Origin of the sequence: Streptomyces sp. NPDC058246, from assembly GCF_042881985.1 — a bacterium.
Taxonomy (GTDB): domain Bacteria; phylum Actinomycetota; class Actinomycetes; order Streptomycetales; family Streptomycetaceae; genus Streptomyces.
Map to the genome: position 1 here is coordinate 1 of NZ_JBHVWZ010000061.1, position 13,553 is coordinate 13,553.

Annotated in this window: 8 protein-coding genes and 1 pseudogene; 6 read left to right on the plus strand and 3 right to left on the minus strand. The window is 73.1% G+C overall.

The window, feature by feature from the left end:
- Positions 1-287: 287 nt before the first annotated feature.
- From ACFVXA_RS40305 to ACFVXA_RS40315, 3 genes are all read left to right on the plus strand, one after another.
- Positions 288-1,793, plus strand: a complete 1,506-nt coding sequence (locus tag ACFVXA_RS40305; RefSeq protein ID WP_390028694.1) for a cellulose binding domain-containing protein — start codon at positions 288-290, stop codon at positions 1,791-1,793.
- A 477-nt stretch (positions 1,794-2,270) separates the two neighbouring features.
- Positions 2,271-3,368: a ribosome small subunit-dependent GTPase A gene (gene rsgA, locus ACFVXA_RS40310; RefSeq protein WP_390028695.1), complete on the plus strand. Its 1,098-nt coding sequence runs from the start codon at positions 2,271-2,273 to the stop codon at positions 3,366-3,368.
- A 142-nt stretch (positions 3,369-3,510) separates the two neighbouring features.
- Positions 3,511-5,259 (plus strand): DNA-3-methyladenine glycosylase 2 family protein, encoded by a 1,749-nt coding sequence (locus tag ACFVXA_RS40315; RefSeq protein WP_390028696.1) that lies wholly within the window; start codon positions 3,511-3,513, stop codon positions 5,257-5,259.
- A 56-nt stretch (positions 5,260-5,315) separates the two neighbouring features.
- Here ACFVXA_RS40315 and ACFVXA_RS40320 read toward each other — a convergent pair whose 3' ends face one another.
- On the minus strand, positions 5,316-5,684 hold the full coding sequence (locus ACFVXA_RS40320) for a PPOX class F420-dependent oxidoreductase (RefSeq protein ID WP_362017556.1): 369 nt from the start codon (positions 5,682-5,684) through the stop codon (positions 5,316-5,318).
- A 164-nt stretch (positions 5,685-5,848) separates the two neighbouring features.
- Here ACFVXA_RS40320 and ACFVXA_RS40325 point away from each other — a divergent pair, with 164 nt between their 5' ends.
- Positions 5,849-7,087: an SGNH/GDSL hydrolase family protein gene (locus ACFVXA_RS40325; RefSeq protein ID WP_362017557.1), complete on the plus strand. Its 1,239-nt coding sequence runs from the start codon at positions 5,849-5,851 to the stop codon at positions 7,085-7,087.
- A gap of 380 nt (positions 7,088-7,467) precedes the next feature.
- On the opposite strand, the gene ACFVXA_RS40330 is transcribed toward ACFVXA_RS40325, so the two are convergent.
- Positions 7,468-7,950 (minus strand): DUF456 domain-containing protein, encoded by a 483-nt coding sequence (locus tag ACFVXA_RS40330; RefSeq protein ID WP_362017558.1) that lies wholly within the window; start codon positions 7,948-7,950, stop codon positions 7,468-7,470.
- Between the two features lie 299 nt (positions 7,951-8,249).
- Entirely contained in the window at positions 8,250-9,230 is a 981-nt protein-coding gene (locus ACFVXA_RS40335) for a winged helix-turn-helix transcriptional regulator (protein WP_362017559.1), read from the minus strand.
- 301 nt (positions 9,231-9,531) lie between these two features.
- On the opposite strand from ACFVXA_RS40335, the gene ACFVXA_RS40340 reads away from it, so the two are divergent.
- Together ACFVXA_RS40340 and ACFVXA_RS40345 are read left to right on the plus strand one after the other, a co-directional pair.
- Complete coding sequence (locus tag ACFVXA_RS40340; protein ID WP_390028697.1) at positions 9,532-13,200, plus strand: S8 family serine peptidase; 3,669 nt, start codon at positions 9,532-9,534, stop codon at positions 13,198-13,200.
- Between the two features lie 164 nt (positions 13,201-13,364).
- A pseudogene (locus ACFVXA_RS40345) lies at positions 13,365-13,553 on the plus strand (hypothetical protein); the annotation flags it as partial.

Consider the following 13,553-nt stretch of genomic DNA (forward strand, 5'->3'; position numbering starts at 1 on the left):
TTAATCGGCTTTTTTGCCGGGGTGTGTAGGGCGCGTTGTGCGGCTGGCCGGCCCCCCCTGGTTGTGCTGGTGGGTTTTTCCCCGGGGGGCGGCCCCGGGGGGGGGCCCCCCCCCCGCGACGCGGCGCGACCGCTTGTTGCCTCATTTGAATACGTCGCTTGTCAGTTGTGTGGGAACCGTGAAAGGCTCGGGGCCCGTCGAGAGACGGACCCCAACTTCCCTGTTCATACGGCGAGTTGGGCATCGCATGACTTTGCACATGGAAGCAGTGGATGCAGGAGCCCTCCATGCCTGACCTGCCGACTCCCCAGGACGCCGCCGAGGCCGCGCTGTTCGCGGAGTGCTGGGACGCGGTCCTGTCGTACGCCGATCTGTGCACGTCCGGTTCCGCCGCGGCCACTCAGCTGGCCACCGAGGCGTTCACGCACGGCATCCGTGCGGCGCGCGCGGGCTCCGAGGGAGCGAAGAGCAGCGGCCGCAGGACGCTCCGACTGCCCCGGATTCCCTTGCTGCTGACGTCGGTTCGCACCGCGGCCGCCGCCTGGGAGGCGCACGGACAGGGGCACCGGCTCGACCCCGACCTCAGGCTCTGGCTCAACTCCGAGAAGGCCGGCCGCTACACGGGTCCGCCGCTGCACCGTCCGCTCGCCCTGCGCGGCCTGCGGGACATGCAGGAGCCGGACGCCGCGCTGCTGTGGCTGGCCGAGGTCGAGTCGCTGCCGCTGCCCGCCGTGGCCCGACGGCTCGGCCTCGACCCGACGGCCGCCGCCGAGGAACTCGCCCAGGTGCGGGCGCTGTTCAGAGACCGGTGCCATCGCAACCGCCTCGACACCCCGATGGACGCCGACTGCCGCAGCTACGCCCGGCTCCTCGACGCGGTCACCCGCTCACCCGGCGCCGAGACGCCCGAGGATCTCTCCCGGCACCTCGCCCGGTGCGTGGAGTGCGCGGAGGCCGCCGCCTGCTTGCGCCTGCACGGCGGTGGGCTGCCCGCGGCGCTGGCGGGCGGGGTGATCGGCTGGGGCGGTCTCGCGTATCTGGAGCGCCGGCGGCGGGCCGCCGACGCGGGCCTCGTGGGCGGGCGTACGGACGCGGCCGTGGACACGGGCATCGCCGAGGGCAAGGTGGCCGCGCCCCGGATCGGCCGGACCGGGCTCCTGGTCGCGGCGGTCATCGTGTCGGGGCTCGCGCTCGTGGTCTCGCTGATGCCCTTCAACCGCGCTGACGGCGGGAGCGCCGACGCGCGCGGCGACTCGGCGGACCGTCAGCCCGTGGCGGACCCGGGCGTGTCGTCCCCCTCGTCCCTCTTGGTCTCGTCCCCGTCGGCCACCACGCGCCCCGCCGGCTCGCTGGTGTCGCCCGAGCCGTCGAAGCCGAGGACCGCCCCCGAGACCGACCCGGCCCCCGAGCCCCAGGGCACATCCACGTCGCCCGCCCACACCACGCGGCAGTCCCCGCACCCCACGAAGACGGCGTCGTCCTGCACGGTCGCGTACAAGATCGTCGACCAGTGGGCGGACGGCTTCCAGGCCACCGTCACCGTCACCTCCGCCAAGGCCCTCGACACCTGGCGGATCGCCTGGGCCTTCCGCGACGGCCAGCGCGTCACCCAGATGTGGGACGGCACCTTCGTCCAGCACGACTCCCGGGTGACCGCCACAGCCGCCGACTACAACAAGTCCGTCCCCGCCGGCGGCACCTTCGCCTTCGGCTTCCTCGCCTCCTGGCACGACGCGAACGCGACCCCGGACAACTTCACGCTGAACGGCGGCAGTTGTACGAGCCGCGGCTGACCCGGGCGGGTACGGGAGTCGTACGAGCCGGCGCCTGACCCGGGCGCGTACGGGAGCCGTACGAGCCGGCGCCTGACCCAGGCGCGTACGGGAGTCGCACGAGCCGGCGCCTGCACCGGCCGCGCAGTCGTCGCCCTGCCCGTCCACGGCGCGAGGACTCCGGTACGAGGCGTTGCGCGCACCCTCCCCCCGGGTGCAACCCCCTGACGCCCAGCCCAGCCCAGCCCAGCCCAGCCCAGCCCAGCCCAACCCTTCCCCCGATTAATTCGATTGACCGGCTCGCGGGGGCCCCGGCTAGGGTGTGCGTGTTGTCGCCGAGCGAGTGCGTACGAGGAGGTGTGACCGATGGCTGTCGTTGCGATGGGCGCTGCCCGCATCCAGAAGTTCATCAAGTCCACCTCCGTGGCCGCCGGCTGACCTTCCTCTTCCCTCGCGCCCGAGCGCGCGTGCCGGGGCCACCCTTGTGAAGGGTCTCCCTTGACTTCCTCCGCTTTTCCTCTCGCCCACCCTCTCGCGGCCTATGGCTGGGACGACGCATGGGCGGACGAGTTCGCCCCGTACGACGCCGAAGGGCTGCTGGCCGGGCGGGTCATCCGGGTCGACCGCGGGCAGTGTGACGTGGTCACCGCCGACGGGGTGCTGCGCGCGGACACCGCGTTCGTGACGCCGCACGATCCGATGCGGGTCGTGTGCACCGGCGACTGGGTCGCCGTAGAACCCACGGGCAACCCGCGCTACGTACGCACGTATCTGCCGCGTCGTACCGCCTTCGTGCGCTCCACCTCCTCCAAGCGGTCCGAGGGGCAGATCCTCGCGGCCAACGTCGACTACGCGGTCGTGGCCGTGTCGCTCGCCGTCGAACTCGACCTCGGCCGCATCGAACGCTTCCTCGCCCTGGCCTGGGAGTCCGGTGCACAGCCGGTGGTCGTCCTCACCAAGGCCGACCTCGTGCCCGACGCGGTGACGCTCGGGCATCTCGTCCAGGACGTCGAGACGACGGCGCCCGGTGTGGCGGTACTGCCGGTGAGCTCCACCAACGGGGAGGGCCTCGACGTCCTCGAAGCGGTCCTCGCCGGCGGGACCTCGGTGCTCCTCGGGCAGTCCGGAGCGGGCAAGTCCACGCTCGCCAACGCGCTGCTCGGCGCGGACGTCATGGAGGTGCAGGCCACCCGCGACATGGACGGCAAGGGGCGGCACACCACGACGACCCGCAACCTCCTCGCCCTGCCGGGCGGGGGCGTCCTCATCGACACACCCGGGCTGCGGGGTGTCGGCCTCTGGGACGCCGAGACCGGTGTCGGACAGGTCTTCGCCGAGATCCAGGAACTGGCCGCCCGGTGCCGCTTCCTGGACTGCGCCCATGCCGCCGAGCCCGGCTGCGCCGTCCTCGCCGCCCTCGAGTCCGGTGCGCTTCCCGAACGCCGTCTCGACAGCTACCGGAAGCTCCTGCGCGAGAACCAGCGGATCGTCGCCAAGACGGACGCGCGGCTCCGTGCCGAAATCCGCCGCGACTGGAAGCGGAAGGGCGCGGAGGGGCGGGCCGCCATGGAGGCCAAGCGCGGCCGTTGGCACTAGGCCGTTGGCACTAGGGCCGCGCCGGTGTGTCCGAGTTCCCCGCGCCCTTGAAGGGGCGCGGGGAACTGCGCGGTCTTTTGAGGGTCTGGAGGCGGAGCCCCCCGGTTACGGGGCGGCGGCGGGGGCGGGAGACTCCGATGCCATGTCCGATTCCCGCCAGCCCCGTCGTCCCCGGCGGCGCACACTGGGGAGTGTGATCGACGAAGACACCAGATACGAGGCCGTGCGGAGCCGGGACGCCCGGTTCGACGGGGAGTTCTTCTTCGCCGTCGAGACGACGGGAATCTACTGCCGGCCGAGCTGCCCCGCAGTCACGCCGAAGCGCCGGAACGTCCGCTTCTACGCCACGGCCGCCGCAGCCCAGAGCTCCGGCTTCCGTGCCTGCCGCAGATGCCGCCCGGACGCCGTCCCCGGCTCCGCGGCGTGGAACGTCCGGGCCGACGTGGTCGGACGCGCCATGCGCCTGATCGGCGACGGCGTCGTCGACCGTGAGGGCGTCGGAGGCCTCGCGGTACGCCTCGGGTACAGCGCCCGCCAGGTCCAGCGGCAGCTCACCGCGGAGGTCGGCGCGGGCCCCGTCGCGCTGGCCCGCGCCCAGCGCGCCCACACGGCGCGGGTACTGCTCCAGACCACCGACCTGCCCATCACCGAGATCGCGTTCGCGGCCGGGTTCGCCAGCGTGCGGCAGTTCAACGACACGATCCGCGCGGTGTACGCGTCGACGCCGAGCGAGCTGCGCGCGGCCGCCCCGCGGACCGGCTCCGCCGCCCGGCGTGCGGCCACCCCCGGCGCCGGGATCCCGCTCCGGCTCGCCTACCGGGGGCCGTACCAGACCGCCGCCGTCTTCGACCTCCTCGCCGGCGAGGCGATTCCCGGGATCGAGGACATCAGCGGTGTCCGCGGCCACCGCACATACCGGCGCACACTCCGGCTCCCGTACGGCACGGGAATCGTCGCGGTGGAGGAGAACCGGGGCGCGGGCGCGGGCGCGGGCACGAGCACTGGTGCGGGTGCGGGTGCGGGTGCGGGCACGAGCACAGGTGCGGGCACCGGCACCGGCAGCGTAGGCACGGCCAAGACAAGCAAGGGGACCGGCGCGGGCGCAGGCGGCGGCGCGAGCAACGGCCCCGGCACCGGCACCGGCAGCGGCAGCGGCAGCGTAGGCACTGCCAGGACAAGCAAGGGGACCGGCGCAGGCGGCGGCGCGAGCAACGGCACCGGCGTGGCCAAGGGCCGACCCGGCCCCACCCACGCCGCCCATCCCGGCGGCTGGCTCGACGCCCGCCTCCACCTCACGGATCTCCGCGATCTCACCACCGCCGTCCAGCGGCTGCGCCGGCTCCTCGACCTCGACGCCGATCCGTACGCCGTCGACGAGCGGCTGGGAGCCGACGAGCGGCTGGCCCCGCTGGTCGTGGCGCGGCCGGGCCTGCGATCGCCCGGTGCCGCGGACCCGGACGAGCTCGCGGTGCGCGCGCTGGTGGGGGAGGCGGAGGCCGAGCGGCTGGTGCGGCGGTACGGGAAGGTGCTGGACGCGCCGTGCGGCCCGCTCACCCATGTGTTCCCGGAAGCGGCCGTGCTCGCGGAGGCCGAGCCGGACGGCACCCTCGGTGCCCTGACCGCCGCCCTCGCCGACGGCACCCTGCGGCTCGACGCGGGGGCGGACCGCGACGACGCCGAGGCGGAGCTGTGTGCGCTGCCGGGCATGGACCCGCGCGCCGCCGCCGTCATCCGCACCCGTGCGCTCGGCGACCCCGATGTGGCTCCACCCGGCGAGGACGTACCGGACGCCTGGCGCCCGTGGCGTTCCTACGCGGTCCAACACCTCAGGGTGGCAAGAGAACTGGAGGGGGAAGGCGAGGGCGAGGGGGAGGGAGGGCCGCGGGAGTGAGGGCTGGAGTCGGGGTACGACCGTCGAAGTTCAAGGGCGGTGATCCACGCGGCCGCTCAGTCCTCCAGCCCCCAACTGTGAATCCGCTTCGGATGGACGCGGATCAGCTCCTCGCTGAAGTGGGGGCCCAACTCGTGTGGCCCGGTGAGGAGTTCGGCCTCTCCTCGAATGTCGATGCCTCTGACCTTCCACGGTGTGAGGCTCACGATGTCGTCGACGACGAGGGCGACCTTCGGGTTCTTCTGCAGGTTGCGCCACTTCTTCGTGGTGCCCATGGAATAGCCGCCGATCAGGATGGTGCCGTCGTCCTGCGGGAAGAAGCCGACAGGGTTGGCCTGCGGTTGCCCGTGGGGGTCGACGGTGGCCAGCCGTCCCAGCCGCTGCGACCGCAGGTACGCGCGCTCGGCCTCGCTGAATTCGGTCATGGCAGCAGCCAAACACTTCCGGGTCCGCGCCGCATCGGGTCCTGGACCTAGGTCCGGCGGAGGAGAGGGCTCGGGGGAGACCTCGGACAAGAACGTCCGTACGGGTGCGCCCAATCGTGTGACATCGCGTTGCGTGGCCGGGTGGCCAGGGAAACCATGCCCCCATGACTCGCGCGATCAAGGTCCGGCACCTCCTCGCCGCCCTGGTGACCACCGTGATGCTCGCTCCACCGGCCGCGATCGCCGAGGCGAAGTCCGCCCCCGGGGACGGCGCCCCCGTCACCCGTACGTGGACGGGCACTTGGGAGGGTGCCGCCTCCGGCACCGCCGCCGCGCTGCCCGGCGCCTCCATCCGCAACGTCGTGCACACCAGCGTCGGCGGCCAGGCCGCCCGCGTCCGCGTCTCCAACCGGCTCGGCACGGCACCGCTCCGACTCGGCGCCGTCACTCTCGCGTTGCAGCAGCGGGGCGCGCCCAAGTCCCCGAAGGCTGCGCCGGGTTCGATGCGTACCGTCACCTTCGCCGGTGCCGAAGCCGTCACCGTCCCCGCGGGCGAGGACCTGGTCAGCGACCCGGTCACCCTCGCGGTTCCCGCCGACGCCAACCTGCTGATCTCTCTGCACACCCCCGCCGACTCGGGCCCGGCGACGTACCACCGCTCGGCCCTGCAGACCAACTTCCTTGCCCGTAAGGGAGATCGGACCGCGGAGGAGAGCGGCGCCGCCTACACCGCCACCCTCGGGAACTGGTACTACGTGACCGGCGTCGACGTGCTCGGCACATCCCCCGCGGGCAGTGTGGTCGCGCTCGGCGACTCCATCACCGACGGCACCGGCTCGACGTTGGACGCCAACCACCGCTGGCCCGACCGGCTCGCCGCCCGCCTGCGCGGCCTTCCGGCACAGCGCCGACTCGGCGTCCTCAACGCGGGGATCGCCGGCAATCGCGTCCTGCTCGACGGCCGGGGCCCCAGCGCCCTGGCCCGCCTCGACGCCGACGTCCTCTCGCGCACCGGCGTCCGTGCCGTGATCGTGATGGAGGGCATCAACGACATCAACGGCACGCCGGAGCAGACGGATCCCGTCGCCTTCGAGGACGCGTACCGCCTCATCGTGGGCCGCGCCCACGCCCGTGGCCTGCGCGTCATCGGCGCCACGATCACCCCGTACAGAGGCCATTCCGCGTATACGCCGGACCGTGAGGCCGTACGGCAGGCGGTCAACGCCGCCATCCGCACGCACGGCCTCTTCGACGCGGTCGCGGACTTCGACGCGGCGGTCCGCGACCCGGCCGACCCGCAGCGCATCCTCCCCGCCTACGACCCCGGCGACCATCTCCACTTCAACGACGCGGGTATGAAGGCGATGGCCGACAAGGTCGACCTGACGACCCTCGCCCCGTAGCCAGGGGGCGCCCCGCCCCGCGTACGGAAGTCGCGGACCGTCAGGCCCGCGCGGGCGGCGGGCAGGGCCGGGAAGACCGGCACGACCCCGCCCCACGACCGGCGGACCATGTCGCGCAGGGGCCGCGCGGCCCAGAGGGGCGTCTCGACGACCGGGCCGGACGGCCTACGTCCGCTGGAGCGCGCCTTGCGGTCGACGTCTGCCGGAGCGTGCCTTGCGGTCGACGTCCGCCGGAGCGTGCCCTGCGGTCGACGTCTGCCGGAGCGTGCCTTGCGGTCGACGTCTGCCGGAGCGTGCCTTGCGGTCGACGTCCGCCGAAGCGGGGCTCATGGACGACGTCCGCCGGAGCGTGCCTCGCGGTCGACGTCTGCCGCGCCGCCTCAGCCCCAGATCACCGCCCCCATCCACGCTCCCAGGATCAGCAGGCAGGCGAACAGCTCCGTCAGTACGCTCCAGCCGCCCGCCCGCATCACCGTGCGCAGTGCCGCCCCGGCCTGCCCGTGGCCGCCCAGCCGCAGCCGCTCGTAGAGGTAGATCCCGGCGAGGAAGCCGGGTATCGCGCCGATCACCGGCAGCAGAACGAAACCGAGCAGCGCGCCGACCCCGGCGTACACCGCCATTCGGGGGGTGGCGCCGCTCTCCCGCAGCCGCCGGGGAGGCAGCGCCCAGCGGATCGCCTGGGCCAGCAGCAGGACCGCGGTCGCGCCCACCAGCACACCCCAGGACAAGGCCCGCGGGTCGCTCAGCGCCCACCACAGCACCGCGGCCCAGACGAGCCACGACCCCGGCACGCCGGGCACCAGTACTCCGGCCAGGCCGACCACGATCACCACGCCGACCGGCAGGAGTTCCCACGCTCCCATCTGCCCAGGGTGACTGAGCGAGCGTGAACCCGCAGGTCAGTCCGGCGCCGCACCAGCTCCGCGGGCCACTCCCGCGCCAAGCCGCCTCCCCGGGTCGGGCGCGCCAAGCCGCCTTCGCGGGCCAATCCCGCGCCAAGCCGCCTTCGCGGGCCAGTGCCGGGCCAAGCCACCTCCGCGGCCCAGTCCCGCGCCAAGCCGCCTCCCCGGGTCGGCCCGTGCCAACCGGCTGCGTCGACCAGGTCGCCGATCCAGCTGCGCTACGGCCGCGGTGTCAGTCGCGCGTCACCCGGCCCCGCCGGTCAGTCGCGGGCCACCCAGCCCCGCTCGTACGCGTGCCAGCCCAGTTGGAGCCGTGTCGTCACGCCGGTCAGCTCCATCAGCCGCTTCACCCGGCGCTGCACGGTCCTCAGACCCAGGTCGAGCTGCTTGGCGACGCTCGCGTCGGTCAGCCCGGCGAGGAGCAGGGAGAGGATCTCCAGGTCGGTGCCGTCCGGGCCGTCCGGTTCCTGTTCGGACACGCCCCGGCTGCCGAGCCGCAGCGGCAGCGCCTCGCGCCAGACCGACTCGAACAGGCCCGACAGCAGCTCAAGCAGCCCGCTCGCGTGCACGACCAGCGCGGCGGGCTCCGCGGTGTGCGAGGTGAGCGGAACCATCGCGAGCGTCCGGTCGGCGATCACCAGCTTCGTCGGCACCGTGTCCACGACCCGCACCTGCTCGTCGCGCCCGAGCGCGGCGGTCAGTTCGGTGATCCCCGTGGGCAGGTCCAGGACCGCCCGCTCGACCACCACCCGGTAGCCGACGCCCCGCCCCGCGGCCTGCTCCTCGGCGTCGTTGTCCATACCGGAGACCACGACGGGGTTGCCGGTGACCAGCGCGCACACCTCCTCGCTCGCGCCGAGCTGGAGCTGGAGGAACCGCTGAGAGACGGCCGCCGCCCCGATCACCACCTCGACCAGGTCGTGCACCGCCGGCTCGGACGCCGCCGCCCGGTACTCCTCCGCGAGCAGCGCGGCCGCCAGCTCCGCCTTCTCCAGCTCGTGCCGCTGCTGGGTGAGCAGCGCGCCGAGGGCGACCCCGGGCGGCGCCGCGACCCAACGCCCGGGCCGGGCCGAGGACTGGGCGGCGAGACCGTGCCGCTCCAGACGGCGCAGGGCGCGCTCCGTGTCGTACTCGCCGAGCGTGAGCCGTCGCGCGAGATCGGGCACGTCGGCGGCGCCCACGGACACCAGCGCCCGGTACGCCGTCTCGTGCGTCTCGTCCAGACCTATCGCTCCCAGCATGCGGCGATGTCCCTCCCCAAGGATCCGTTCCGGCCGGTCGGTGGCGTCCGTGGCGGAAACTGGCCACGGCGCAAACCCGCCTGGGCCCATCATCCCCGCACCACCCGCCTCTCTGCCAAGCTCACGCCACCGCAGCATCAATCACCGCCCGTAATGCCCTGCTTGGGCCTGCTTGGCCTGCGCGCATACGAGCCTCACCGGCTCGTGCGGGACGGGCCCACCGGCTCGTCGAGCACCGGCGGACACGGGTGGATCGATCTTGGGGAGTGGGATTTTGGGGAGAGCGACATCGCGTACGGCCATGGGGGCAGCCATCGCCGCCGTCCTGGCCGTCACGGCAGCCGTGCCCACGACCGCAGCACAGCAGCCGAGACCGCTGACCGGCACCGGGGCCACCGCCTCGGGCTCCGTCGTCACACTCGTCACCGGCGACCGCGTCCTGGTGACGAAGGACGGGGCCACCGCCCTGCCCGGTGCCGACGGCACCACTCCCTTCACCCAGACCCGCCAGTCAGGCAAGGACCTGTACGTCTACCCCGAGGGCGCCACCGCGGCCATCGCCGCCGGCCGCGTCGACGAGGAACTCTTCAACGTCACCGGCCTGGTCAGGCAGGGCTACGACGACGCGCACAGTGCGACGCTGCCGCTGATCGCCACGTACGACACGTCGGTGGCGCGCGGCGCCCCGGTCACCCCGCGCGGCGCCGAGCGCGGCCTCGTCCTCGACCCGATCGACGGTGTCGCGCTCAAGGCGGACAAGAAGAAGGCCGCCGAGTTCTGGGCCGACGTCACGAATCCCCGTACGCGGGCGGCCGGCGATCTGAAGAAGCTGTGGCTCGACGAGAAGGTGCAGGCGAGCCTGGACCGCTCCACCAAGCAGGTGCACGCCCCCGAGGCCTGGGCGGCGGGCTACGACGGCAGGGGCACCAAGGTCGCCGTCCTGGACACGGGCGTCGACGCCGACCACCCCGACCTCGAGGGCCGGATCTCCGCGTCCAGGAACTTCACCGACTCACCGGACGCGAGCGACCACCAGGGCCACGGCACCCACACCACCTCCACGGTCGGTGGCACCGGCGCGGCGAGCGGCGGCAAGAAGAAGGGCGTCGCCCCCGGAGCCGACCTGCTCAACGGCAAGGTCCTCAACGACTACGGCTCCGGCGAGACGTCATGGATCATCGCCGGGATGCAGTGGGCGGTCGACGAGGGCGCCGACGTCGTCTCGATGAGCCTCGGCAACCCCGCACGCACCGACTGCACCGACCCGATGGCGCTCGCCACCGAGGAACTCGCGCAGTCGAGCAAGAACACCCTCTTCGTCATCGCGGCCGGCAACACCGGCCCGACCCTCGACTCCGTCTCCTCGCCCGGCTGCGCGCCCAGCGTCCTCACCGTCGGCGCCGTCGACCGCGACGACATCACGGCGCCCTTCTCCAGCCGCGGCCCGGCCTACGGCTCGCACACGCTGAAGCCGGAGATCACCGCGCCGGGCGTGGGCATCTCGGCCGCCAACGCGGGCGGCCGCGGCGTCTACGCCTACCAGTCCATGAGCGGTACGTCGATGGCGACCCCGCACGTCGCCGGTGCCGCCGCGATCGTCAAGCAGCGCCACCCCGACTGGAGCGCCCAGCGGATCAAGGCCGCCCTCGTCTCCTCGGCGGACTCCGGCATCCCCGGCGACGTCCGCGAGACCGGCGGCGGACGCCTCGATGTGAGGGCCGCCGTCGACCAGACCGTGCTCGGGGTGCCCGCCGTGCAGGGCGGCACCTTCAACTGGCCGCAGGACAACAGCGACCGTACGACGGTCGACGTGCCGTACACCAACACCACCGACTCCTCGGTGCGGTTGAAGCTCTCCGTGAGCGGCGTCACCGGCAACGACGGATCCGCCGTACGCGCGCCGATCGCCCGGCTCGGCACCGGCACGGTCACCGTCCCCGCGGGCGCCACCGTCCAGGTCCCGCTGAAACTCGACCCGGACGCCTCGCTTTCCCGCGCCCAGTACGGCGACATCACCGGCCGGGTCCTCGCCACCGCCGACGGCGTCGCGGTCTCCACCCCGTTCTCCCTCTATGTCCAGCCGGAGACCGTCACCCTCCGCGTCAAGCTCGTCGACCGGCTCGGCAAGCCCGCCGCCGGTGCCTCGTCCGTCGACCTCATCGGCACGGACGACGCGAGCGGCGAACGCCGCTTCAACGAGGGCGCGAGCGACCAGACGTACCGGATACGCCCCGGCAGCTACTTCCTCTCCAGCTTCATCGCCACCCCCGAGACCGAGGGCACGCTCCTCAACTCCCTCTCGTACCTGGCCCGTCCGCAGCTGGAGATACGCAAGGGCACGACCGTCGTGCTCGACGCCCGCAAGGCGCACCGGCTGAGCGTCACGACGGACAAGGCCTCCGAACTCCGGGGCGCCACCCTCGGGTTCGCGCGCTCCTGGGACGACACCTGGCTGCACGCGGGGACGGCCGCGGGCGGGCGCTCCCTGCGCGGCTACTACGCCTCCGTCGACGGCCACGCGAGCGACGGCACCTTCGAGTTCGACAGCTTCTGGCGGGCGGTGGCCCCGCAGATCTCCGAACTCGCCGTCGTGGGCGGACCGTCCCTGCATCCCGTGACCGGGTCCACCAGTTCCGCCAACCTCGACGGCACCGGGCAGGCGCAGCTCGTCGACGCCAAGTCCGGTACGGCGGACGAACTCGCGGGGGCCAAGGGGAAGATCGCGCTCGTGAAGCTGCCGGACAGCGGGAACGCCTCGGCCGTCGCGGCGGCGGCCAAGGCGGCGGGCGCGGTCGCCGTCCTCGCCTACCGCGAGGCGCCCGGCCGCTGGTACCCGGCCACCGGCTTCACCGGCGGTCCGCTGCCGGTCCTCGGCCTCCCGACCGAGGAGGCGAAGGCCCTGCTCGCCACCGGTGACGTCACCCTGCGCTGGAAGGCCACCGCCAAGAGCCCGTACGTCTACAACCTGGCCTTCCCCGAGACGGGCCAGATCCGCGACAAGCGCACCTACCGGGTCCACGACCGCGACCTGGCGGCCACCAGTGCCACCTACCGCGCGATGGGCACCGCCACCGACTACATCGACCTGCCCGCCGTCACCCGCCCGAGCGGACTCACCGGCTCCTTCGGCGAGTTGGAGACCGTGCCCGCGCCCTTCCGGCGCACCGAGTACTACTCGCCGGGCACCACCGGCTGGGAGCACGAGGTGTCCAGCAGCTTCCCGTGGGGCGAGTTCATGATCGACCCGGTGCGCAGCTACCAGAAGGGGGAGCGGCGGACCGAGGAGTGGTACGGCGGAGTCGTCTCGCCGGTCGCCCCGCTCGACTCCTCCGGCGGGCAGGCGCTCGCCGCCGAGCGGCAGGGCAACCTGATCGGTGTCGCGCCCGGATTCTGGGGTGACTCCCAGCACCAGGGCGTCCAGGGGAGTTTCGGGGACATCGGCAGCATGGTCCTCGAGCGTGACGGTGAGACGGTCGGCGAAAGCGACGTCCCGTTCGGGGTGTTCACGGTCCCGGCCGATGACTCCTCGTACGACCTCACCCTCGCGACGATGAAGATCGGCTCGCGGGTCTGGAACCGCTCCCCGCAGACGGTCACCACCTGGTCCTTCCGCTCGCACCTCGACGAGGGGGTGTACTCGCAGGGCATCCCGCTGCTCTTCCCGCGCTACCGGCTGCCGGAGGACGGGCTCAAGACGCTGCTGGCCGCGGACGGGCAGCGGATCTCGCTCACCGCGACCGGGCACGCCGGCTACACGCCCGGTGCGCTCACCTCCGCGCGGCTGTCGTACTCATGCGACGGCGGGGAGACCTGGACGCGGGCCGACACCGCCCGGCGCGACGGTGCGTGGACCGCGACCGTGAATCACAGCGGAGCCCAAGGGAAGCAGGTCACACTCAGGGTCGAACTGACCGACGCCAACGGCAACTCGGTCGTCCAGACCGTGACCCGGGCCTACGACGTGCGCTAGGCCCAGGTCACCCCGGCGCCGCCGGGCGGTTCTCCCGTGGGGGGTGGGACCGCCCGGCGGTTTCGTATGCGCGTTCCGCATCCGACCCTCTGGCCGGTTTTTCGCTGGCCGGTTTTTCCGGATGCCCCGTTTTCATCCTGCTCTCACGGTGGACAATTGGGGGCATGAGCCAGCAGGGGGAGAAGCCCACCGGTCATGAGGACGACTGGTGGGGGCAGCTGTACGACGACTCCACCGAGGACACGGGGCCTGCGGCCGCGGCTGATTCTCTGGACGACCGGTTCGCGTCGGCCGCGGGGACGGTGGGACTTGGGCCCGCCGCCGCCGAGCCGGGGGCCGCCGCGGGGCGGGGG

Bases quoted from the DNA above. Each gene is read 5' to 3' on its own strand.
- ACFVXA_RS40305 (WP_390028694.1), top strand. From the start codon at position 288: ATGCCTGACCTGCCGACTCCCCAGGACGCCGCCGAGGCCGCGCTGTTC.
- ACFVXA_RS40335 (WP_362017559.1), bottom strand. From the start codon at position 9,230: ATGCTGGGAGCGATAGGTCTGGACGAGACGCACGAGACGGCGTACCGG.
- ACFVXA_RS40320 (WP_362017556.1), bottom strand. From the start codon at position 5,684: ATGACCGAATTCAGCGAGGCCGAGCGCGCGTACCTGCGGTCGCAGCGG.
- ACFVXA_RS40330 (WP_362017558.1), bottom strand. From the start codon at position 7,950: ATGGGAGCGTGGGAACTCCTGCCGGTCGGCGTGGTGATCGTGGTCGGC.
- ACFVXA_RS40325 (WP_362017557.1), top strand. From the start codon at position 5,849: ATGACTCGCGCGATCAAGGTCCGGCACCTCCTCGCCGCCCTGGTGACC.
- ACFVXA_RS40340 (WP_390028697.1), top strand. From the start codon at position 9,532: ATGGGGGCAGCCATCGCCGCCGTCCTGGCCGTCACGGCAGCCGTGCCC.
- ACFVXA_RS40315 (WP_390028696.1), top strand. From the start codon at position 3,511: ATGTCCGATTCCCGCCAGCCCCGTCGTCCCCGGCGGCGCACACTGGGG.